This is a genomic window from Actinokineospora globicatena (assembly GCF_024171945.1).
Classification (GTDB): Bacteria; Actinomycetota; Actinomycetes; order Mycobacteriales; family Pseudonocardiaceae; genus Actinokineospora; species Actinokineospora globicatena.
In genome coordinates this window covers 992,564-1,013,239 of sequence record NZ_JAMTCR010000002.1, presented here as the reverse complement: position 1 = coordinate 1,013,239, position 20,676 = coordinate 992,564, and the positions used below count along the sequence as shown (strand labels likewise).

21 protein-coding genes are annotated in these 20,676 nt (G+C 71.0%); 12 read left to right on the top strand and 9 right to left on the bottom strand.

What is annotated here, in order from left to right; translation table 11 throughout:
* Positions 1 to 85 precede the first annotated feature (85 nt).
* From sigM to LV79_RS04825, 5 genes are all read left to right on the top strand, one after another.
* Positions 86 to 715 (top strand): RNA polymerase sigma factor SigM, encoded by a 630-nt coding sequence (sigM, locus tag LV79_RS04845; RefSeq protein ID WP_253832448.1) that lies wholly within the window; start codon positions 86 to 88, stop codon positions 713 to 715.
* Complete coding sequence (locus LV79_RS04840) at positions 712 to 1,479, top strand: RsmA family anti-sigma factor (protein WP_253832446.1); 768 nt, start codon at positions 712 to 714, stop codon at positions 1,477 to 1,479. The genes sigM and LV79_RS04840 overlap by 4 nt, the downstream gene beginning before the upstream one ends.
* Before the next feature lie 175 nt (positions 1,480 to 1,654).
* Complete coding sequence (trxB, locus tag LV79_RS04835) at positions 1,655 to 2,650, top strand: thioredoxin-disulfide reductase (RefSeq protein WP_253832444.1); 996 nt, start codon at positions 1,655 to 1,657, stop codon at positions 2,648 to 2,650.
* 39 nt (positions 2,651 to 2,689) lie between these two features.
* Positions 2,690 to 3,019 carry a thioredoxin gene (gene trxA / locus LV79_RS04830; protein ID WP_253832442.1) on the top strand — a complete coding sequence of 110 codons (330 nt, stop codon included), beginning with the start codon at positions 2,690 to 2,692 and terminating at the stop codon, positions 3,017 to 3,019.
* Positions 3,020 to 3,199: 180 nt separating this feature from the next.
* The gene (locus LV79_RS04825) at positions 3,200 to 4,339 is read left to right on the top strand and encodes an N-acetylmuramoyl-L-alanine amidase (RefSeq protein WP_253832440.1); all 1,140 of its coding nucleotides are present in this window, start codon (positions 3,200 to 3,202) and stop codon (positions 4,337 to 4,339) included.
* A gap of 379 nt (positions 4,340 to 4,718) precedes the next feature.
* On the opposite strand, the gene LV79_RS04820 is transcribed toward LV79_RS04825, so the two are convergent.
* Entirely contained in the window at positions 4,719 to 5,348 is a 630-nt protein-coding gene (locus tag LV79_RS04820; protein WP_253832438.1) for a GNAT family N-acetyltransferase, read from the bottom strand.
* Positions 5,349 to 5,521: 173 nt separating this feature from the next.
* On the opposite strand from LV79_RS04820, the gene LV79_RS04815 reads away from it, so the two are divergent.
* Together LV79_RS04815 and LV79_RS04810 are read left to right on the top strand one after the other, a co-directional pair.
* The gene (locus tag LV79_RS04815; RefSeq protein WP_253832436.1) at positions 5,522 to 6,841 is read left to right on the top strand and encodes an aminotransferase-like domain-containing protein; all 1,320 of its coding nucleotides are present in this window, start codon (positions 5,522 to 5,524) and stop codon (positions 6,839 to 6,841) included.
* A 69-nt stretch (positions 6,842 to 6,910) separates the two neighbouring features.
* A complete protein-coding gene (locus tag LV79_RS04810) occupies positions 6,911 to 7,855 on the top strand; it encodes a D-alanine--D-alanine ligase family protein (protein WP_253832434.1) in 945 nt (314 codons plus the stop codon).
* 64 nt (positions 7,856 to 7,919) lie between these two features.
* Here LV79_RS04810 and LV79_RS04805 read toward each other — a convergent pair whose 3' ends face one another.
* The 8 genes from LV79_RS04805 to rpmH all read right to left on the bottom strand — a co-directional run bounded on the left by LV79_RS04805 (position 7,920) and on the right by rpmH (position 13,479).
* A complete protein-coding gene (locus LV79_RS04805) occupies positions 7,920 to 8,894 on the bottom strand; it encodes a ParB/RepB/Spo0J family partition protein (RefSeq protein ID WP_253832432.1) in 975 nt (324 codons plus the stop codon).
* A complete protein-coding gene (locus LV79_RS04800) occupies positions 8,891 to 9,787 on the bottom strand; it encodes a ParA family protein (protein WP_253832430.1) in 897 nt (298 codons plus the stop codon). The genes LV79_RS04805 and LV79_RS04800 overlap by 4 nt, the downstream gene beginning before the upstream one ends.
* 69 nt (positions 9,788 to 9,856) lie before the next feature.
* Positions 9,857 to 10,549, bottom strand: a complete 693-nt coding sequence (rsmG, locus tag LV79_RS04795) for a 16S rRNA (guanine(527)-N(7))-methyltransferase RsmG (protein ID WP_253832428.1) — start codon at positions 10,547 to 10,549, stop codon at positions 9,857 to 9,859.
* 431 nt (positions 10,550 to 10,980) lie between these two features.
* A complete protein-coding gene (locus tag LV79_RS04790) occupies positions 10,981 to 11,526 on the bottom strand; it encodes a Jag family protein (protein WP_372495261.1) in 546 nt (181 codons plus the stop codon).
* A gap of 30 nt (positions 11,527 to 11,556) precedes the next feature.
* The gene (yidC, locus tag LV79_RS04785) at positions 11,557 to 12,588 is read right to left on the bottom strand and encodes a membrane protein insertase YidC (RefSeq protein ID WP_253832426.1); all 1,032 of its coding nucleotides are present in this window, start codon (positions 12,586 to 12,588) and stop codon (positions 11,557 to 11,559) included.
* 4 nt (positions 12,589 to 12,592) lie between these two features.
* Positions 12,593 to 12,916 carry a membrane protein insertion efficiency factor YidD gene (gene yidD, locus LV79_RS04780; protein ID WP_092786683.1) on the bottom strand — a complete coding sequence of 108 codons (324 nt, stop codon included), beginning with the start codon at positions 12,914 to 12,916 and terminating at the stop codon, positions 12,593 to 12,595.
* Entirely contained in the window at positions 12,913 to 13,326 is a 414-nt protein-coding gene (rnpA, locus tag LV79_RS04775) for a ribonuclease P protein component (RefSeq protein WP_253832424.1), read from the bottom strand. The genes yidD and rnpA overlap by 4 nt, the downstream gene beginning before the upstream one ends.
* A 15-nt stretch (positions 13,327 to 13,341) precedes the next feature.
* A complete protein-coding gene (gene rpmH, locus LV79_RS04770; protein WP_018684246.1) occupies positions 13,342 to 13,479 on the bottom strand; it encodes a 50S ribosomal protein L34 in 138 nt (45 codons plus the stop codon).
* Between the two features lie 448 nt (positions 13,480 to 13,927).
* Here rpmH and dnaA point away from each other — a divergent pair, with 448 nt between their 5' ends.
* The 5 genes from dnaA (at position 13,928) to LV79_RS04745 (ending at position 20,590) form a co-directional block, all read left to right on the top strand.
* A complete protein-coding gene (gene dnaA, locus LV79_RS04765) occupies positions 13,928 to 15,598 on the top strand; it encodes a chromosomal replication initiator protein DnaA (protein WP_253832422.1) in 1,671 nt (556 codons plus the stop codon).
* Between the two features lie 1,008 nt (positions 15,599 to 16,606).
* Positions 16,607 to 17,737, top strand: coding sequence for a DNA polymerase III subunit beta (gene dnaN, locus LV79_RS04760; protein WP_253832420.1), 1,131 nt, complete (start codon positions 16,607 to 16,609; stop codon positions 17,735 to 17,737).
* Between the two features lie 30 nt (positions 17,738 to 17,767).
* The gene (gnd, locus tag LV79_RS04755; RefSeq protein ID WP_285469710.1) at positions 17,768 to 18,679 is read left to right on the top strand and encodes a phosphogluconate dehydrogenase (NAD(+)-dependent, decarboxylating); all 912 of its coding nucleotides are present in this window, start codon (positions 17,768 to 17,770) and stop codon (positions 18,677 to 18,679) included.
* The gene (recF, locus tag LV79_RS04750) at positions 18,679 to 19,836 is read left to right on the top strand and encodes a DNA replication/repair protein RecF (protein ID WP_253832418.1); all 1,158 of its coding nucleotides are present in this window, start codon (positions 18,679 to 18,681) and stop codon (positions 19,834 to 19,836) included. The genes gnd and recF overlap by 1 nt, the downstream gene beginning before the upstream one ends.
* Before the next feature lie 217 nt (positions 19,837 to 20,053).
* A complete protein-coding gene (locus LV79_RS04745; RefSeq protein WP_253832416.1) occupies positions 20,054 to 20,590 on the top strand; it encodes a DciA family protein in 537 nt (178 codons plus the stop codon).
* Positions 20,591 to 20,676 lie beyond the last annotated feature (86 nt).

The following is a 20,676-nucleotide window of genomic DNA, read 5'->3' as shown; positions in this document are numbered from 1 at the left end:
CGCCGCGGCGGGGCGGTCCGCGGGCGGGTATTGGCCGGTCAGTGCAGGGTTCAGCAGGATGGCGACCGCCCTATACGCTGTCCGGGTGACTGCCGCCGCCAGCTCGGACGCCGACCTCATCGCGGCGCACGCCGCGGGAGACCAACACGCCTTTTCCGAACTGGTGCGCAGACACCGGGACCGGATGTGGGCTGTTGCGCTGCGCACGCTGCGCGACCCCGAGGAGGCGGCGGACGCGCTGCAGGAGGCGTTCATCTCCGCCTTCCGCGCCGCCGGGTCGTTCCGCGCCGAGTCACAGGTCACCACCTGGTTGCACCGGATCGTGGTCAACGCGTGCCTGGACCGGGTCCGCCGCCGCCAGGCCCGCCCGACGGTGGCGCTGCCGGAGGCCGGACCGGGTGAACCGGTCACCCCGCGCGACGCGATGGCCGAGCGGGAGACCCGGCTCGTGGTGCAGACGGCGCTCGCCGAGTTGTCCGAGGAGCAACGGGTGCCCATCGTCTTGGTGGACGTCGAGGGGTACTCGGTGGCCGAGACGGCGAAGATGCTCGGCATCGCGGAGGGCACCGTGAAGTCCCGGTGCGCGCGGGGCCGGGCCAAGTTGGCCAAAGTTCTCGGACATCTGCGGAACCCCGATGCAGATGCGAACGTCCCAGGTGGCGCTGTCGCAGACGGGCGAGACGTGCCGCACAGGCGCCACTGGGAGGGACGATGACCGACGAGCATCGGGGCACAGGGGGCCCCGAGGGGCCGCCATGGTCAGTCGACCTGTTGGCGGATCTGCACGCCGGTGTCCTCGACCCCGCGCAGAGCGCCCGGCTGTGGGCGCGGGTGAACGTCGACCCCGACGCGAAGGCCGTGATCGACGCGCTCAGCTCGGTCCAGGCGACGCTCGGTGAGCTCTCCGCGGCACCCGCCCCGCCGATGCCCGCGCACTTCGCGGCCCGGCTCGACGCCGCACTCGCCGCCGAGGCCAGGCGCGGCGGCCTCGCCGTGCAGGACCCGCCCCGACCGGGGATCGCGCCGGTGGTCGACATGGCCGAGGCGCGCCGCAAGCGGGGCAAGCGCACCGCGTGGGGCGTCGGGCTGCTGACCGCGGCCGCGGCGGCCGTCGCTGTTGGCTACGGAGTGCTACCGAAGACCGAGCAGACCGGCGGCGTCGCCGAACCCGCGCCGTCGGCGACCTCCGGCGACGCGCCGCTCGCGGTGAGCAGGGGCAACGTCGGCGCGGCGACCAGCGAGGTCACCAACCGCAAGGAGTACGGCCCGCTCAAGGACGAGGCCGGGCTCAAGCGCTGCCTGACCACCAACGGGTTCGACGCCAAGACCTCGCCGATCGGGGTCCGCCCGGTCACCTTCGACGGCAAGTCCGCCGTCATGTCGGTGATCCTGGTCCCCGGCGAGGGCCCCGGCCTGGTCCAGGTGCTCATCGTGGCGCCGGACTGCACCCAGCTGTTCAACGAGAAGATCGGTCGCTGACCTGGCCCGAGGCCCGCTCCGGACACCCGGGGCGGGCCTTCGTGCTGCCCGGGCCGGGATGCGCCGCGGCAGGTGCGCGCCATCACCGCGCAACCGTGGAACAACCGCCGCATACGATCGCGTTGACAGCAGTGTGCCCGGGCGGATCCGTCCGGCGAAGGTCAATGGAGGGCAGATGCCTGCGGAAGCGGACCAGATCCGAAACCTGATCGTCGTCGGCTCCGGCCCCGCGGGCTACACCGCGGCCGTGTACGCCGCCCGCGCCCAGCTCGAGCCGCTGGTCTTCGAGGGCTCCCAGTTCGGCGGCGCGCTGATGACCACCACCGAGGTGGAGAACTTCCCCGGGTTCCGCGACGGCATCATGGGCCCGGACCTGATGGAGCAGATGCGCGCCCAGGCCGGTCGCTTCGGCGCCGAGCTGCGCGCCGAGGACGTCGACACCATCGAGCTCGACGGCCCCATCAAGTACGTCGTCGCGCACGGCACCCGCTACGCCGCCAAGGCCGTGGTGCTGGCCATGGGCGCCGCGCCGCGCTACCTGAACGTGCCCGGTGAGCAGGAGCTGCTCGGCCGGGGTGTGTCCGCCTGCGCGACCTGCGACGGCTTCTTCTTCCGCGACCAGGACATCGCCGTCGTCGGCGGCGGTGACTCGGCCATGGAGGAGGCGCTGTTCCTCACCCGCTTCGGCAAGACGGTGACGATCATCCACCGGAGCGAGGAGTTCCGCGCCTCGCGGATCATGCTGGAGCGGGCCAAGGCCAACGAGAAGATCCGCTGGCAGCTCAACTCCGCGGTCACCGAGGTGCTCGGCGACGGCAAGGTCCAGGGCCTTCGGCTGCGCGACACCGTCACCGGCGCCGAGTCGACCCTCGACGTCTCCGGCTTCTTCGTCGCCATCGGCCACGACCCGCGCAGCCAACTGGTCGCGGGCCAGGTCGACGTGGACGACGCGGGCTACGTGCAGACCAAGGGGCGCACGACCTACACCAACATCGACGGCGTGTTCGCCGCCGGTGACCTGGTCGACCACACCTACCGGCAGGCCATCACCGCCGCGGGCTCCGGCTGCTCCGCCGCGATCGACGCCGAGCGCTGGCTGGCCGAGCACGGCACCGCCGAGGCGGAGGTCGCCGCCGAGCTCGTCGGCGGCGGCTACGGCCCCGCGAACTGACCGACCCCCACCCACTCTTCTCTGAGGGAGCCACCCACCATGGGCGCTAACACCGTCACCGTGTCCGACAAGTCCTTCATCGAGGACGTGCTGCAGAGCGACAAGCCGGTCATCGTCGACTTCTGGGCGACCTGGTGCGGGCCGTGCCGGATGGTCGCACCGGTGCTGGAGGAGATCGCCGCCGAGTACCCGGACAAGGTCACCGTCGCCAAGCTCGACATCGACGCCAACCCGGGCACCGCGCGCGACTACCAGGTCCTGTCCATCCCCACGCTGATCGTCTTCAAGGGCGGCCAGCCGGTCAAGACGATCGTCGGCGCCAAGCCCAAGTCGGCGTTGGTCAAGGACCTGCAGGATTACCTGGGCTGAGCAGGCAACCCGGAACCGGGGTCCGTGCGTCTCGTCTGACGACACAGGGCCCCGGTTTTCGCGTGATCGGACGACCCACCCGCCATCCCAGCGGGGGAACCGAACACCGGCAAGGCACAATGGGTGACCTGTCGGGTCGCGCACCGGTCACCCGGTGCCCAAGACGAGAGCGAGGGGTGCATGCGGGTACTGCGCCGCGGCGATGGGGGACCGGCCGTAGCCGAGATTCGGTCCACGCTGACGGCGTTGGGCCTGTTGCCCCCGGTCAACGGGGTCGTCGACGAGTTCGACCCGGCCATGGAGCACGCGGTCCGCACGTTCCAGCAGCAGCGCGGGCTGATCACCGACGGCCTCATCGGCCCGGCCACCTACCGCGCTCTGCGTGACGCCACCTACCAGCTCGGCGGTCGCCCACTCGCGTACCTGGTGTCCGCGCCGATCACCGGCGACGATGTGGCGACCCTGCAGGAGCGGCTGCTCGAGCTCGGCTACGACGCCGGTCGCCCCAACGGGGTGTTCGGCGCGCAGACCGAGGCGGCGCTGCGCAACTTCCAGCGCGACTACGGCCTGACCGTCGACGGCATCTGCGGCCCCGAGACCGTCCGCGCCCTGCGCCAGCTGTCCCCGCGGGCCCGCGGGGGCCGCCCGGTGCTGCTGCGCGAGCAGGAACGCGTCCGCCGCTCCGGCCCCCGCCTCACCGGCAAGCGCATCGTCATCGACCCCGGCCACGGCGCCCAGGACACCGGTGTCTCGGTGGACGGCGTCAACGAGTCGGAGCTGATGTGGGACCTGGCCCGCCGCCTGGAGGGCCGCATGGTCGCCACCGGCATGGAGGCCCTGCTCTCCCGTGGCCCCGACCAGTGCCCCGACGAGGCCGCCCGCGCCCAGTTCGCCAACGAGGCGGGTGCCGACCTGGTGCTGTCCCTGCACTCGGACGCCAACAGCTCCCCGCTGGCCCAGGGCCTGGCCTGCTTCCACTTCGGCACCGGCAACGGCGCCACCTCCACCCTGGGCGAGGCCATGGCGGGCCTCATCCAGCGCGAGCTCACCAAGCGCACCGGCCTGCGCGACTGCGGCACCCACCCCAAGACCTGGGAACTGCTCCGCCTCACCCGCTGCCCCGCCGTCCGCATCGAGATCGGCTACCTCAGCAACACCGAGGACCGCACCCGCCTGTCCGACCCGGCCTTCCGCGACGTCGTCGCCGAGGGCATCGTCGTCGCCGTCAAGCGCCTCTACCTCCTCGGCGAGAACGACCAACCCACCGGCAGCTTCACCTTCGCCGACGTCCTGGCCCACGAACTGGCCAAGGCCGAGTAACTCCCCACCCGCAAACGCTTTCCCGCAGGTCAGCCCCCCACGCCACCTGCCGCTCCAGCACGCCCAAAGCCCTCAGGGTCAGACCTTCGCGTCGCAGACAGACCCACCCCAGGCCTCAGCTTCGCCTCGTGGGGCCCGACCCCGCCCCGGCAATGCCGCGCTCGCGGGGGCCGCCTCCGGCACCCCAGCCCCCACCCTCTCCGGGGGGCGTCCCCAGTGCCAGTCTACCGGGGGTGGGGGGTGCGACCTAGGGGTGCAGTTGGGCTGTGGACAACTCGGGGGGTTGTGGATAACTCGACCTGGGCGAAGTCGGCTGACCAACGCGAATGTCACCCGGACGTGGGCGTGCGGCACCCAGAGATGAGAGCCGAGAAGAGGGCTAGCCGCGCTGCAGGACGGGGGACGCGGTGCTCACGGAGACGGTGCCGAGGAGGCGCTCCAAGGCGGCCTCGACGTCTTCCTTCCACGTGATGCCGGTGCGCAGTTCCAGGCGCAGGCGGGGCCAGCGGGGGTGCGGGCGGACCGTCTTGAAGCCGACGCTGGTGAGGAAGTCGGCGGGAACGACGCAGGAGCGGTCCTCGTCCGGGCGGGCGTCACCGAAGGCCTCGACGGCGCGGACACCGCGGCGGGTGAGGTCCTTGGCCACGGCCTGGACCAGCATCCGGCCGAGCCCGCCGCCGCGGAACTCGGGGAGCACGTGGAAGCCGGTGAGCACGACCGCGTCCGGGCTGATCGGCGAGGTCGGGAAGGCCGAGGCGCGCGGGACGGCGTTGGGCGGGGCGTAGAGCACGAACCCGACCGGGAGCTTGTCGCTGTAGACGACCCGGCCGCAGGAACCCCAGTCCAGCAGAACGCTGGAGACCCAGGCTTCCTTCTCGAGTTCCGTGGTGCCGAACTCCTCCGCCTGCTCCTTGAGGTGCGGCGCGAGCTCCCAGTAGACACAGCCCCGCGAGTGCTTGGGGAGGTGCTCCAGGTTGTCCAGCGTGACGCCGACGACGCGTCGCGACACCCCAACCTCCCGTGCTGTGCGGAAACTGTCGCGCGCCCGCAGGGAGGACGCCGAGTTACCGGTCCCAGAATAGGGCGATGTGACCTGCGTCGGAACCGCAGGGCGCAATCTCAGGGGTAAGTCACTCATCTGGTTACACTGTTTTCGCTGGACCACCCCCCTGGGAGCCACCCATGAGCACCTCCGGACCGCTGCCCGATCGGCTGGGCGCCCGCAGTCTCGACCCGCACCTCGGCCGGTACGCCGCCAGGGCAGAGGGCATGACGGCGTCCGAGGTACGAGCACTCTTCGCGGTCGCGAGTCGCCCGGAAGTGGTGTCGCTGGCGGGTGGCATGCCGAACCTGGCCGCGCTTCCGTTGGACTTCCTCTCCGACCAGATCGCCTCGATCGTGGCCGACGACGGCCTGGTCGCGCTGCAGTACGGCTCGGCGCACGGCATCCCGTTGCTGCGCGAGCAGATCTGCGAGGTCATGGCGCTGGAGGGCGTCACCGGTCACCCGGACGACCTGGTGGTCACCGTCGGTTCGCAGATGGCGCTCGACCTGGTGACGCGGATCTTCATCGACCCGGGTGACATCGTGCTCGCCGAGGGCCCGTCCTACGTGGGCGCGCTGGGCACCTTCGCCTCCTACCAGGCAGACGTCCGGCACGTGGTGATGGACGAGCACGGCTTGGTCCCCGAGGCGCTGCGGGCTGCCCTGGCAGCGGCCGCGCAGGCCGGTCGCCGGGTCAAGTTCCTGTACACGATCCCGAACTTCAACAACCCCGCTGGCGTGACCCTCGCGGTGGCGCGGCGGGCCGAGGTGCTCGACATCTGCGCCCGGCACGACGTGCTGGTCATCGAGGACAACCCGTACGGGCTGCTCGGCTTCGACGGGCAGGTCTACCCGGCGCTGCGGTCGATGGACTCGGACAACGTGATCTACCTGGGGTCGTTCTCCAAGACCTTCGCCTCCGGCCTGCGGGTCGGCTGGGCGCTGGCGCCGCACGCGGTGCGCGAGAAGCTGGTGCTGGCGGCGGAGTCGGCCGCGTTGTGCGCGCCCACGCTGAACCAGATGGTCGTCTCGCGCTACCTGGCCACCCACGACTGGAAGGGCCAGATCAAGTCCTTCCAGACCATGTACCGGGACCGCCGGGACGCGCTGCTGGCCGGGCTGGAGCAGCACATGCCCGCAGGCTGTTCCTGGACAAGACCCGATGGTGGGTTCTTCGTGTGGCTGACCGTCCCCGAAGGGGTGGACACCAAGGCCATGCAGCCACGCGCGGTCACCGCCCGGGTGGCCTACGTCCCCGGGACCGGCTTCTACGCCGACGGGTTCGGCAGCAGGCAGATGCGCCTGTCGTTCTGCTACCCGCCGCCGGAGCGGATCACCGAGGGCGTGCGCAGGCTCGCGGGCGTGCTGGCCGACGAACTGGACCTGCTGCGCACCTTCGGCCCGACCGCGAGCCGGTCGCTGTCCGGTCCGCAGACCCCGGCGCCCGACACCGCCTGAACCGGTCCCACCTGCGGTGTACCTTCGGGTCCGCCGCGAATCCGCTGTGCCGTCCCGAGGGAGATCACCGTGTCCGACCGCTGGGTTGCCGTCCTCGCCGGGGGCTTGTCGCACGAGCGGGACGTGTCCCTGCGCTCCGGGCGGCGGGTGTCGGCGGCGCTGCGGCAGTCCGGCGTGGCGGTGGAGGAGTGGGACGCGGACGCCAGCCTGCTGCCCAAGCTGCGCGAGCACCGACCGGACGCCGTGGTGATCGCGCTGCACGGCGGTGAGGGCGAGAACGGCTCGATCCAGACGATCTTGGAGCTGTTGGGCATCCCGTACGTGGGCACCGACGCGGGCACCTGCAGGCGGGCGTGGGACAAGCCGACCGCGAAGGCGGAGCTGCGCCGGGCCGGGGTGCTGACCCCGGACTGGGTGGTGCTGCCGCAGAGCGCGTTCCGCGAGCTGGGCGCGCAACCGGTGCTGGACGCGATGGTCGAGCGGCTGGGCCTGCCGATGATGTTGAAGCCGGACCAGGGCGGGTCGGCGTTGGGCGCGCAGGTCGTGCGCTCCGCGGCTGAGCTGCCGACCGCGATGGTCGGGTCCCTCGCCTACAGCGACGCGGTGCTGGCCGAGCAGTTCATCGACGGCGTGGAGGTCGCCGTCACGGTGGTCGACGGGCCGGGGGGACCGGAGGCACTGCCCGCTGTCGAGATCGCGCCCGCGTCCGGCGTCTACGACTACACCGCCCGCTACACCGCCGGGCTGACCACCTTCCACACCCCCGCGCGGCTCGACGACGCCACGGCCGCGAAGGTCGCGGAGCTCGCCGTGTCCGCGCATCGGTTGCTCGGGCTGCGCGACGTGTCGCGGACCGACGCGGTGGTGAGCGCGACCGGCGAGGTCTACTTCATCGAGGTGAACCTGTCGCCGGGTTTGACCGAGACCTCGCTGCTGCCGATGGCGGCGGAGGCGGCGGGTCGCTCACTCGGCTCGATCTACGCCGGGTTGGTCGACCGCGCCATCGCCCGCTGATTTGTCCGATTTTTCGGCGCCGTCACCGTGACGTATCGCCCTGGTGTGGTTCCCTGCGCCGATCTCATGTCTGATTTATCCCATTTTCCGCCATCATGTCGACGATCCGCTCGAGGTCGTCCACCGAGCCGAATTCGACCACGATCCGGCCCTTGCGCTTGCCCAACTCGACCTTGACCCGGGTGTCGAACCGGTCCGAGAGCCGGTTGGCGACGTCCTGCAGTCCCGGCGCGTGCATCGGCTTGCGCGGCGCGGGCTTGGGCTTGGCCGGGGGAGCGCCCTTGGCGAGGGTCACCGCTTCCTCTGTCGCCCGCACCGACAACCCCTCGGCGACGATCCGGGTCGCCAGGTCCTCCTGGCTGCCCGGGTCGTCCAGACCGAGCAGCGCGCGGGCGTGCCCGGCGGAGAGCACCCCGGCGGCGACCCGGCGCTGCACCGGCAGCGGGAGCCGCAGCAGCCGGATGGTGTTGGTGATGACCGGCCTGCTGCGCCCGATCCGGCTCGCCAGCTCCTCGTGCGTCACCGCGAACTCGTCGAGCAGCTGCTGGTACGCGGCCGCCTCCTCCAGCGGGTTGAGCTGCACCCGGTGGATGTTCTCCAGCAGCGCGTCGCGCAGCATCGCGTCGTCGGCGGTCTGCCGGACGATCGCCGGGATCCGGTCCAGCCCGGCCCGCTGCGAGGCGCGCAGCCTGCGCTCGCCCATGACGAGCTCGTAGCTGTCCGGCCCGAGCTCCCGGACCACGATCGGCTGCATGAGGCCGAACTCGCGGATCGAGTGCTCCAGCTCGGTCAGCGCGTCCTCGTCGAAGACCTGCCGCGGCTGCCTCGGGTTCGCCGTGATCGCGGCGGTCAGGATCTCCCGGTAGACCGCGCCCGCCACCACCTCGGGTGCGGGCGCGGTGTCGACGGACTCGCCGTTGCGCGCCACCGGGCTGGGCAGCTTGAGCCCCCCGGCAGGCGCGCTGGTCGGCGGTCCTTGCGGGATGAGGGCGGCCAGACCGCGCCCCAACCCGCCCTTGCGTCCGGCCGGTCCACTCATTGCGGCGCCTCCGCTCCTCGTTCAGCAACTTCACGGGCGGCGTCCAGGTAGCTCATGGCGCCGCGGGAACCGGGATCGTAAGCGAGAACCGATTGCCCGTACCCGGGAGCCTCGGAGACCTTCACGCTGCGGGGGATGACGGTGTTCAGCACGGTGCGGCCGAAGTGGTGCCGGACCTCGGTGGTCACCTGGTCGGCGAGCTTGGTCCGGCCGTCGTACATGGTGAGCAGGATCGTCGAGACGGTCAGCGACCGGTTGAGGTGCGCCTGCACGAGCTCGATGTTGCGCAGCAGCTGGCTCAACCCCTCCAGCGCGTAGTACTCGCACTGGATCGGGATCAGCACCTCCTGCGCAGCGACCATCGCGTTGACCGTGAGCAGGCCGAGCGAGGGCGGGCAGTCGATGAAGACGTAGTCCGGGTCGAGCATGTCCAGCGCCTCGTCGGAGAGCGCCTCCTTGAGCCGGGACTCCCGGGACGCCATCGACACCAGCTCGATCTCGGCACCGGCGAGGTCGATGGTGGCGGGGACGCAGTAGAGCCGGTCGGACTGGTCGCTCATCTGCGCGGCCTCGGCCAGGCTCACCTCACCGAGCAGCACCTCGTAGACCGAGGGGGTGCCGGAGCGGTGCTCGACGCCGAGCGCGGTGCTGGCGTTGCCCTGCGGGTCCAGATCGATGACGAGCACCCGGAGCCCGTGCAGCGCCAGCCCAGCGGCCAGGTTCACCGCGGAGGTCGTCTTGCCGACGCCGCCCTTCTGGTTGGCGACGGTGATGACCCGGCGGTGGGTGGGGCGGGGGAACATCTTGTCGGGGTGCTTGACCCGGGTGGCCCGGGCGGCTTCCTCCGCTATCGGGGTCCACCCGGCGACCGAGGCGGGGGAGGGCTGGGTCATCGTCAGCGCACCTCCCCGGCGGTCCTGGTGTTCGCCGACTGTTTCACGTGGAACATCCTTGCTCCGATCTCAGCCTCGGTGTGCACCCTGATCCTTCCTCGCCCGACGGCCCGACCCGGCCGTGGACTGCACGCGTTCGATGAGCACCACCGTCGTCGGCACCTCGAGCACCGCGGCGCCACAGCTCTCGACCCTCGGCGCGCCGCCCCCCACCGCGGCGACCTCGGCCCGGTCGCGGTCCACCTCTTCGGCGGCGCTCGCGCCCTTCAGCGCGACCAACAGGCCACCCTGCCGGAGCAGCGGAAGACACCACCCGGAGAGCTTGGCCAATGGCGCGACCGCCCGGGCGGTGACCACATCCGCCCCGGACACCCGTGACCTGATCCCCGGCTCCTCGGCCCGCCCGCGCAGGACGGTCACCGACGACAGAGCAAGAGTCTCCACGACCTCATCCAGCCACGCCACCCGCCGCGCCATCGGTTCCACCAGCGTCACCCGGAGATCCGGCCGCGCGATCGCCAACGGGATCCCCGGCAACCCGGCCCCCGACCCGATGTCCACCACGGTGGCCGCTTCCGGCACAACCTCCTGGATCACCGCCGAGTTCAACACGTGCCGATCCCACAGCCGCTCCACCTCCCGCGGCCCGATCAACCCACGCTCGACCCCGTGCGCACCCAGCAGCCGAACGAATCGCTCCGCCACCTCGACGCGGTCCCCGAACACATCCCCAGCACCTAGCGGACGCTCAGCTCCGGTCATACCCCATCCGATGTTCCACGTGAAACCATGCCCGGCCGATTCTCCACGACCCCGCCCCAATCCCCACACCCGAGCCCACCCACCCGCCATCCGGCTACCCGAGCAGCCCTCCGCTCCCGAGCCCGCGCGCTAACGCCACCGATACCGCATTGGCTCGCGGCAACTGGGTTGGTGACGGTCGAGGTCGCCAGCCGGCTTCGCGAGACAGGCAGCTGGCTCGTTGGAGATGCGGGAGCCCAAGAGTAGTCGTGCGCAGCCAACGGGAGGTCGCTCGGCTCGAATCGGGGCGGGCACCGGGAGGCGGTCGAAGCAGCGACCACAATCGGGTGAACCGTGTCGACGGGCGGGCGTGTTTCACGTGAAACGGGTGGGCAGAAAAAAGCCGCGGCCCACCGGTGTCCGGTGGGCCGCGGCTGGGGGGAGTGCGGGTGTTACTGGGGGAAGACCACGACGCGGCGGCGGGGGTCTTCGCCTTCGCTCTCGCTGTGGACGCCCTTGATGGTGGCCACGGCGTCGTGGACGACCTTGCGCTCGAAGGGGGTCATCGGCTGCAGGCGGACGCGTTCGCCGCTGGAGAGGACCTTCTGGGCGGTGGCGCGGCCGAGGTCGGCCAGCTCCTCCCGGCGGTCGGCGCGCCAACCCGCGATGTCGAGCATCAGCCTGCTGCGGGTGCCGGTCTCCTGCTGGACCGCCAGCCGGGTCAGCTCCTGCAGCGACTCCAGGACGTTGCCGCGGGGGCCGACGAGCTTCTCCAGGTCCTCGCTGCCGTCGATGCTGATGACCGCGCGGCCCGCTTCGACGTCGAGGTCGATGTCGCCGTCGTAGTCGAGGATGTCGAGCAGCTGCTCCAGGTAGTCGCCCGCGATGTCGCCTTCCTGGACCAGCAGCTCCTGGGTCGAGGTCGAGCTGGCGGCAGCACCCTCCGCCGCCTCACCAGCGTCGGCGATCTTCTCCGTCGCCTGCACCGTCTCCGGCACGGTTCACTCCTCTCCAGGCCGAGGCCCGCCTCAGCGGTTCTTGCGGCCTGACTTCTTGCTGCGGGATCGGTCCGAGATCAGACCGGGAATCTGGGTACCGCCCTTGTCGCCACCAGCGGGCTGGGCGGGCTTCGCCTCGGGTGTGGTCTCCGGGGTGCCGCTCGGCTCGGGCTCGGTGCTCGCGTCCTCGGGCTTGGCGGTGACGGGCCGCTTCTTCGGCTGGGTCGGCTTCTGGCCGGGCTTGGGCGCGGCGGCGGCGCGCTTCTCCTGCGCGACGACCTTCTTCGCGGCTTCCTCGGCGTCGATCTTCTTGTAGACGAACCGCTGCTGCCACAGGGTCCAGCCGTTGTTCGACAGCCAGTACATGATCAGGCCGATGGGGAAGAAGAAGCCACCGATGAGCACGCCGAGCGGGAAGACGTAGAGGGTCAGCTTGTTCATCATCGCGGTCTGCGTGGTGGCCGCGTCCGGGTTCTGCCGGGAGACCGAGTGCCGCGCGGTGAGGTGGGTCAGCGCGCTGGCGAGCAGCATCAGCGGGATGGCGACCAGCGCGACGGTGATCCGGTCGACGTGGAACTTCGCCAGCTCCTCGGCGGGCTGGGTGATCCAGTTGCTCAGCCGGGCGCCGAACAGGTCGGCCTCGATGTAGGAGGAGACACCGCGCTCGCTGAAGAAGTAGTTCTCGGTCTTGCCCGGCTTGAACTCGCGCAGCACGTGGAACAGGCCGATGAACACCGGGATCTGCAGCAGCATCGGCAGGCAGCCGCCCAGGGGGCTGACCCCGTGCTCGGCCTGGAGCTTCTGCATCTCCTGGGCCTGCTTCTGCCGGTCGTTGGCGTACTTCTTCTGCAGCTTCTTGATCTCCGGCGCGAACTCCTGCATCTTGCGCATGGAGCGAACCTGCTTGACCGTGGGCTTGAACATGATCGCCCGCAGCGTGAAGACCAGGAAGACGATGCTCAGCGCCCAGGCGATCGCGCTCGATTCACCGAACACGTGTCCGAAAACCCAGTGCCAACACCACATGATGAAGGACACCGGGTAGTAGATGAAATCGAGCACAGGACTACTCCTCGGCGACTGTCTGCTCAACCGGGCTCGGCCCGGACTCGGTCTCGGTTCTCCTCGGCGGCACGGGGTCGAGGCCACCGGGGTGCCACGGGCCGCAGCGGAGTAGGCGGCGCGCGGCGAGCCAGGACCCGCGCAGCGCGCCGTGCACGGTCAGCGCCTCGACGGCGTAGGCGCTGCAGCTCGGGTGGAAGCGGCACGCGGGGGGCAGCACCGGGGAGATCCAGCGCCGGTACACCCGCACCGGCACGAGCAGCACCCTGGCCACCGGTCCCGGGCGCGCGGCGGCAGCGCGGTCGTCCACCGCGGTCGCTCCACTCACGCCCCACCGCCATCGTCGGCACTGCTCGGTCCGGCCAGCCGCAGCCTGCGCATCGCGGCGTCGAAGTCCTGGCCCAGCTCCGCGCTCGTCGCCACTGCCGCAGGGGACAGGGCACGCACCACCAACGTGCTGCCCGCGGGCAGAGTTCCGATGCGCGCGCCGACCACGTGCCGCAGCCTGCGCGCCACCCGGTGCCGGACGACGGAGTTGCCCACGGCCTTACTCACGACGAAACCGACCCTCGGCGCCGGGCTGCTGCTCGGCGCCGACGGGTCGGCTTCGTGGGGTTCGGTTGCTGCCCCGGCCGTGATGGCGTGCACCACGAGCCTCGGTCGACCGGCACGCCGCCCGCGCCTGGTCACCAGCCGGAAGTCCGCGCTGTTGGTCAGCCTGCAGGCCGCGGGTAGCACGGCGACCGTGTGGGGTCAGGCCGACAGCTTGTCGCGGCCGCGGCGGCGGCGGGCGGCGATGATCGCGCGGCCCGCGCGGGTCCGCATGCGCAGGCGGAAACCGTGCGTCTTGGCGCGGCGACGGTTGTTCGGCTGGAAGGTGCGCTTGCTCACGGCTCGTTCTCCCGGTACTCATCAGCTCTAGCAGGTCTGCCCGCCCCCGGCCGGTACGCGGCCGAGGACTGAAGGTCGCCGCGCGCGGGGCACACGGAACTCGCCCGCCGCAAGCGGGAGACCTTATGAGGGTACGCACCGGTCCCCCCAGGCAACAAACCGGGGGCCGCACAGGGCCCCCGACCTGGGCGCCTGGCGTGTCTTGTGGCCACCGGCGGTCGTTGTTACCGTGCGGCTCCTCGTCGACCGCGCCCGGGTTTGGGAGCCCTGCCGCGCCGCCGCCACCGGGCCAGTGAGTACCTTTGACCCCCCGGCGCGGGAGTCCCCTGGGTCCGCCGTACCTTTCGTGCACAGTTGTGGACAACCCTGTGGATGCCCGTTTGACGACGGCCAGGCACCGGGACCAGCCTTACCGCCAATGCCGACGAGGGGAGGGGAGCAGGCGCCGATGTCGGAGCACCAGATGAATCTCGGGGTGGTCTGGGAGCAGGTCGTCCGCGAGCTGTCCGCCGGGACTCTGTCCCCGTCGCAGCGGGCGTGGATGCGGATGACCAGGCCGATCGGGCTGCTCGACGGGACCGCGCTGCTCTCCGCGCCGAGCGACTTCGCCAAGGAGGCGATCGAGCGCGCGCTGCGCGAGCCGATCACCAACGCGCTGTCGCGCCGGTTGGGCCGGGTGGTGTCGCTGGCGGTGAAGGTCGACGCCGCGCCGACCGCCCCGAGCGCGCCGCCGGTCAGCACCCAGGTCGTGGCCGCGCCTGTGGTGTCGCCGTCCCCGGTGGTCACCGCCGAGGCCGATGGCGACACCCTGACCATCCCGGCCGCGGACGTCGCCGCGCTCGACGCGCAGAGCGACACGTTCGACCCGCAGCACAGCTTCGACGCGCCCCGCGGGTTCGACGCGCCGAACGGCTTCGACCCCGCGAACGGGTTCGACCCGCAGCACGCGGAGTCCGACGACGACGGCGAGGAGGTGGACGAGGAGGGCGACGCGCTCGCCACCGTCCACGAGATCTGGCCGACCTTCACCGGTCAGCCCGCCAGCGGCCAGCCGTTCACCGCGCCCGCGCAGCCGCAGACCTCCAAGACCAGGCTCAACGAGAAGTACACGTTCGACACCTTCGTGATCGGCGCGTCGAACCGCTTCGCCCACGCCGCGTCGGTCGCGGTCGCCGAGGCCCCCGCGCGGGCGTACAACCCGCTGTTCATCTGGGGCGAGTCCGGTCTGGGCAAGACCCACCTGCTGCACGCCGTCGGCCACTACGCGCAACGGCTGTTCCCCGGCATGCGGGTGCGGTACGTCTCGACCGAGGAGTTCACCAACGACTTCATCAACTCGCTGCGCGACGACCGGAAGGTGGCGTTCCAGCGCCGCTACCGCGACATCGACGTGCTGCTGGTCGACGACATCCAGTTCCTGGAGGGCAAGGAAGGCACCCAGGAGGAGTTCTTCCACACCTTCAACACGCTGCACAACGCGAACAAGCAGATCGTGGTCTCCTCCGACCGGCCGCCCAAGCGGCTGGAGACCCTGGAGGACCGGCTGCGCACCCGCTTCGAGTGGGGCTTGATCACCGACATCCAGCCGCCCGAGCTGGAGACCCGGATCGCGATCCTGCGCAAGAAGGCCGCCCAAGACCGGTTGGCCGCGCCCGCCGAGGTACTGGAGTTCATCGCGACCAGGGTCGAGGCGAACATCCGGGAGCTCGAGGGGGCGCTGATCCGGGTCACCGCGTTCGCCTCCCTCAACCGCCAACCGGTCGACGTCGGCCTGGCCGAGATCGTGCTGCGCGACCTGATCCCCGACTCGCAGGCGCCCGAGATCAGCGCGCCGACCATCATGGCGGTCACCGCGGAGTACTTCGGCGTCTCGATCGACGACCTGTGCGGCCCCGGCAAGACGAAAGCGCTTGCGCAGGCCCGCCAGATCTCGATGTACCTGTGCCGCGAGCTGACCGACCTGTCGCTGCCCAAGATCGGGCAGACCTTCGGCGGCCGCGACCACACCACGGTCATGCACGCGGACAAGAAGATCCGCAAGGAGATGGCCGAGCGCAGGCGCATCTACGACCAGGTGCAGGAGCTGACCTCCCGCATCAAGCAGCGCGCCCGCGCCTGACCCCACCCCCGGCAGTCCCGGGGTACACCCCTGCCCGTTCCCGGCCGCCGCACCTCTTTATTGCGGCGGTGCACGGCTGCCCACCGGCGCAATAAAGCGCGCCCGGTCGCGGCTCCCGGAGGGTCGGGACACCCGGCCCGACCCAGCCCCGTCGCGCGCGTGTTGACCGCCCGCGTCCACCTCGCCTCGTGCAGTGAGCACCCCGCGCAGTAGGTTCGTCTCGGCCGTGGGTATCCGGCCACCCGAACGCCGCCGGTTCGGCTCGCCGGGGCCATGACCCCGCCCAGTCCCCAGGCGCATAAAAGTTCAGCCGTCCAGCCGGGGTCGCGGTCTTTATTGCCATGGTGGAAAGCCCGCCCCGCCGCCGCTAGAACGGCAGGTCAGGCCGCACGTCGGGGTGTCAGAGGGGTCGGATCCGGCCCGCACCCCCGGCGGATCCGGCGGTTCTCGATCTTTCTGGGACTGTGCGGGCTCCGTCCACATCGGCAAAAAGGTCTCGAACGGGCGAACTCAGGTGGTCTGCGTCACCGAAAACCGTGGATAGACCTGTGTACAAGCCTGTGGGTGGCCGCGGCGTTGCCTGGGGGGAACTCGACCCACATCTGGGGACGGTTCTGTGGACAACTCGGCCAACCTGTGGACCAAACGGGTGAGTAGGCAAACCATCCACCGACACCCCAAACTGTCCACCGATCCATCCCCTGGGTTCTCCACAGGGCGCCACACCGTGTGACCTGCGCGGACCACGGTCATCCACACAATCCACAGCCCTTACTACTACTGCTGTTTCTTCTCTCTTCCAGATGAACAAAAAAGAAGAAACAGGGGATGGCCGAAGTTGGGGACAGCTCGGTCGGCGCGGTGGTCGGGAGGGGCCGGGAGCGGGCCGCCCCGGATGACGGGTCGCCGGATCACGCTCTACGGTTGGGCCCTACAGCGTGGACAGCTCGACGGCGCGGCCTGGCACGACAGGGTGCGGTGCGGTGGTCGGGCCTGGAAAGGACTCCCATGAAGATCCGCGTCGAACGCGACGGCCTCGCCGACGCCGTCGCCTGGGTCGCGCGCAGCCTCCCGTCCCGGCCCCCTGTCCCCGTCCTGGGCGGGGTGCTGCTGGACGCTGGTTCCGCCGAAGGCACAGACGGCCTCACCGTGTCCGGGTTCGACTACGAGGTGTCGGCCACGGTCAAGGTCCCGGCCACGGTCGCCGACGGCGGCCGCACCCTGGTCTCCGGCAGGCTCCTGGCCGACATCACCAAGTCGTTGCCCGCCCAGCCGGTGGAGATCTCGGTCGACGGCGCCCGGGTGGCGATCACCTGCGGCAGCGCGAAGTTCAGCCTGCCGACCATGCCGGTCGACGACTACCCGGCGCTCCCGGCGATGCCGCAGCACGCGGGCGAGCTGCAGGGCGAGGTGTTCGGGCAGGCGGTCAGCCAGGTCGCGGTCGCGGCGGGCAAGGACGACACGCTGCCGATGCTGACCGGTGTCCGGGTGGAGATCGCGGGCGACAAGCTCACCCTCGTGGCCACCGACCGGTTCCGGCTCGCGATGCGCGAGTTCGAGTGGAAGCCGTCCGGCGACGTGGAGGACGCGGCGGTGCTCGTGCCCGCGCGGACCCTCGCCGAGGCGGCCAAGGCGCTGGGCAGTTCCGGGCGCACGGTGGAGTTGGCGCTGTCTTCCGGCGACGGGCTCTTGGGCCTGTCCGGTTCGGGTAGGCGTACCACCAGCCGGCTGCTCGACGCGGAGTTCCCGCGGTACCGCCAACTGCTGCCGAGCGAGCAGACGTCGAACGCGGTGATCAGCGTTCCCCCGTTGGTCGAGGCGATCAAGCGCGTGTCGCTCGTCGCGGAGCGCGGCACCCAGGTCCGGCTCGAGTTCGACGACGGCCTGCTGCGGTTGTCGGCCGGTGGCGACGACGAGGGGAGCGCGGAGGAGGAGTTGCAGGTCGACTTCACCGGCGACCCGGTCACCATCGCGTTCAACCCGGGCTACCTCCAGGACGGGCTCGCCGCGCTGCACAACGACCGCGCGGAATTGTCGTTCACCACGCCCAATCGCCCGGCGCTGATCAAGCCGGTCGGCGATGATGGCGTCATCCCGGGGTACCTCTACCTGTTGATGCCGGTCCGTCTCCCGGGCTGATCGCGAGAAGCCAGAGCGAGAGGAAGAACCGTGCAGCTGGGACTCGTCGGCCTGGGCAAGATGGGCTTCAACATGCGCGAGCGGGTGCGCGCGGCAGGCCACGAAGTGGTCGGCTACGACCGCAACGCGCAGGTCAGCGACAGCTCGTCGCTGGCGGACCTGGTCGGCAAGCTCGCCGCCCCCCGGGTCGTGTGGGTGATGGTGCCCGCGGGTGAACCGACCAGGCAGACCGTCGCCGAGCTCGGTGACCTGCTGGCCGAGGGCGACCTGGTCATCGACGGCGGCAACTCCCGCTACACCGATGACAAGGTGAACGCGGACCTGTTGGCCGCCAAGGGGATCGGCTACCTCGACGTCGGCGTGTCCGGCGGGGTGTGGGGCAAGGAGAACGGCTACGGCCTGATGGTCGGCGGCGACGAGGCCCACGTCGAGCGCGCGCTGCCGATCTTCGACGCGCTGCGGCCCGAGGGTCCGCGCGAGGAGGGCTTCGCGCACGCGGGCAAGGTCGGCGCCGGGCACTACGCGAAGATGGTGCACAACGGCATCGAGTACGGGCTGATGCAGGCCTACGCGGAGGGCTTCGAGCTGCTCGACGCCGCCGACGAGGTCACCGACGTGCCCGCGGTGCTCAAGGCGTGGACCAGGGGCACGGTCGTCCGGTCCTGGCTGCTGGACCTGCTGGTCAAGGCGCTGGAAGAGGACCCCGGCCTGGCCGAGATCAGCGGGTACGTCGAGGACTCCGGCGAGGGCAGGTGGACCGTCGAGGAGGCGATCAACCACTCGGTGCCCGCGCCGGTGATCTCCGCGGCGCTGTTCGCCCGGTTCGCCTCGCGGCAGTCCGACTCCCCGGCGATGAAGGCGGTCGCGGCGCTGCGCAACCAGTTCGGCGGGCACGCGGTGCACAAGGCGGGACCCACCTCCGGGTCCGGCGACGTGAGCTAGTGCGGGTAAGGCACTTACAGGTCAGCGACTTCCGGTCGTGGCAGCACGCGGACCTGGATCTCGACGCCGGTGTCTCGGTGCTGGTCGGCGCGAACGGGCAGGGCAAGACCAACCTGGTCGAGGCGATCGGGTACGTCGCCACCCTCGGTTCGCACCGGGTCGCGTCCGACCAGCCCCTGGTCCGGCTCGGCTGCGCGCGGGCGATCATCCGCACCGCGGTGGTCAACGACGGCCGCGAGTTGACGGTCGAGCTGGAGATCACGCCGGGCAAGGCGAACCGGGCGCGGATCAACCGCGGCCCGGTCCCGCGCACGCGCGACGTGCTCGGGATCTTGCGCACTGTGTTGTTCGCGCCGGAAGACCTGGCGCTCGTCCGGGGTGACCCGGGTGAGCGACGCCGGTTCCTCGACGACCTGCTGGTGTTGCGCGCGCCGAGGTACGCCGGGGTGCGCGCGGACTACGAGAAGGTGCTGCGCCAACGCAACGCGCTGCTCAAGAGCGCGGCGGCGAACCGGCGCGCGCGGCGGGCCGACCCGGAAGCGGTGTCGACGCTCGACGTGTGGGACAACCACCTCGCGGTGCACGGCGCGCAGTTGCTCGCGGCGCGGCTCGACCTGGTCGCGGACTTGGTGCCCCGGGTGTCGGCCGCGTACGCGGGGGTCGCGCCTGAGTCGCGCCCGGCGCACATCGCGTACCGCTCGCAGGTAGAGGAAACGCTGCCCCCCGGGTACGGCAAGCCCGACGGGGAGCGCGCGGATATAGAGGTGGTGACCGACGCGCTGCTGGCCCGGATGGCGTTGCGCCGGGACGCCGAGTTGGAACGCGGGGTCACCCTGGTCGGACCGCAACGCGACGAGCTCGACCTGGTGCTCGGCGAGGCACCCGCGAAGGGGTACGCCAGCCACGGCGAGTCGTGGTCGTTCGCGCTCGCGCTGCGGCTGGCGTCCTACGAGCTGCTCAAGGACGAGGGCAGCGAGCCGGTGCTGGTGCTCGACGACGTGTTCGCCGAGTTGGACCGGCGCAGGCGGCAGCGACTCGCCGAGGTGGCGGTCGGTGCCGAACAGGTCCTGGTGACCGCCGCCGTGGAGGAGGATGTGCCCGGCGAGCTCTCCGGGGCCCGCTACGCGGTGGCGGACGGGGAGGTGCGACGTGTCTGACGACCTGTTCGGTGGTGCGCTGGAGCCGACACCGCCCCCGCCGGTCCGACGACAGCGAGTGACCAAGCGCGCCGTTGCCGCCCCCACATCTGGGGATAACCCTGTGGATAGTGTGGATAACACCGTCACCGTGCGGCCATCCGGGGGACTCGCGGCCGGGAAAAGCCGCGCTTCATCCACATCGGGGGGTGGACAACCCGAAGATCCATCCACAGGGGTGACGCAGGGTGAGGTGGGCGGCGGGGCGTCGTCACCGCCGCGGGGGTCAGATCTTGCCAGAGCCGCGCTGGCCGCCGCCCGGCAGGCCGCCAAGAACAACCCGAAACGCGTTGTTCCACGTGGAACAGCGGGCGCCGGCTCCCGCAAGCGCCGCCGGTGGTCCTCCTCCGGGGCCGACGAGCGCGACCCCCAGCCGCTGGGCAGGCTCGCATCCCGGATCGCGATGGAACGCGGGTGGCAGGAGAACCTCGCCGGGGGGCAGGTTTTCGGCCGGTGGGCCACACTGGTCGGGGCGGATGTCGCCGAGCACGCCAAGCCGATCGCCATCAAGGACGGCGAGCTGACCGTGCAGGCCGACTCCACCGCGTGGGCCACCCAACTGCGCCTGCTGCAGCGCCAACTGCTCGCGGGCATCGCCGCGGGCGTCGGCCGCGACGTGGTCACCCGGTTGAAGGTTCAGGGCCCGTCGACGCCCAGTTGGCGCTACGGCCCGCGGCACGTTTCCGGTCGTGGACCACGAGACACCTACGGCTGAACCTCGCGGGTCGAGACAGTCTTGCTGGCGTCCTACCTCGTGCCGCTTCCCAAGCGAGGCTCTGTGTGCGAGCCAGGGGTGTCCTT

What these genes read in the sequence shown, in the direction of transcription:
- LV79_RS04840 (WP_253832446.1), top strand. Translation starts at nt 712, where the DNA reads ATGACCGACGAGCATCGGGGCACAGGGGGCCCCGAGGGGCCGCCATGG.
- trxB (WP_253832444.1), top strand. Translation starts at nt 1,655, where the DNA reads ATGCCTGCGGAAGCGGACCAGATCCGAAACCTGATCGTCGTCGGCTCC.
- trxA (WP_253832442.1), top strand. Translation starts at nt 2,690, where the DNA reads ATGGGCGCTAACACCGTCACCGTGTCCGACAAGTCCTTCATCGAGGAC.
- LV79_RS04825 (WP_253832440.1), top strand. Translation starts at nt 3,200, where the DNA reads ATGCGGGTACTGCGCCGCGGCGATGGGGGACCGGCCGTAGCCGAGATT.
- LV79_RS04815 (WP_253832436.1), top strand. Translation starts at nt 5,522, where the DNA reads ATGAGCACCTCCGGACCGCTGCCCGATCGGCTGGGCGCCCGCAGTCTC.
- LV79_RS04805 (WP_253832432.1), bottom strand. Translation starts at nt 8,894, where the DNA reads ATGAGTGGACCGGCCGGACGCAAGGGCGGGTTGGGGCGCGGTCTGGCC.
- LV79_RS04800 (WP_253832430.1), bottom strand. Translation starts at nt 9,787, where the DNA reads ATGACCCAGCCCTCCCCCGCCTCGGTCGCCGGGTGGACCCCGATAGCG.
- rsmG (WP_253832428.1), bottom strand. Translation starts at nt 10,549, where the DNA reads ATGACCGGAGCTGAGCGTCCGCTAGGTGCTGGGGATGTGTTCGGGGAC.
- dnaA (WP_253832422.1), top strand. Translation starts at nt 13,928, where the DNA reads ATGTCGGAGCACCAGATGAATCTCGGGGTGGTCTGGGAGCAGGTCGTC.
- dnaN (WP_253832420.1), top strand. Translation starts at nt 16,607, where the DNA reads ATGAAGATCCGCGTCGAACGCGACGGCCTCGCCGACGCCGTCGCCTGG.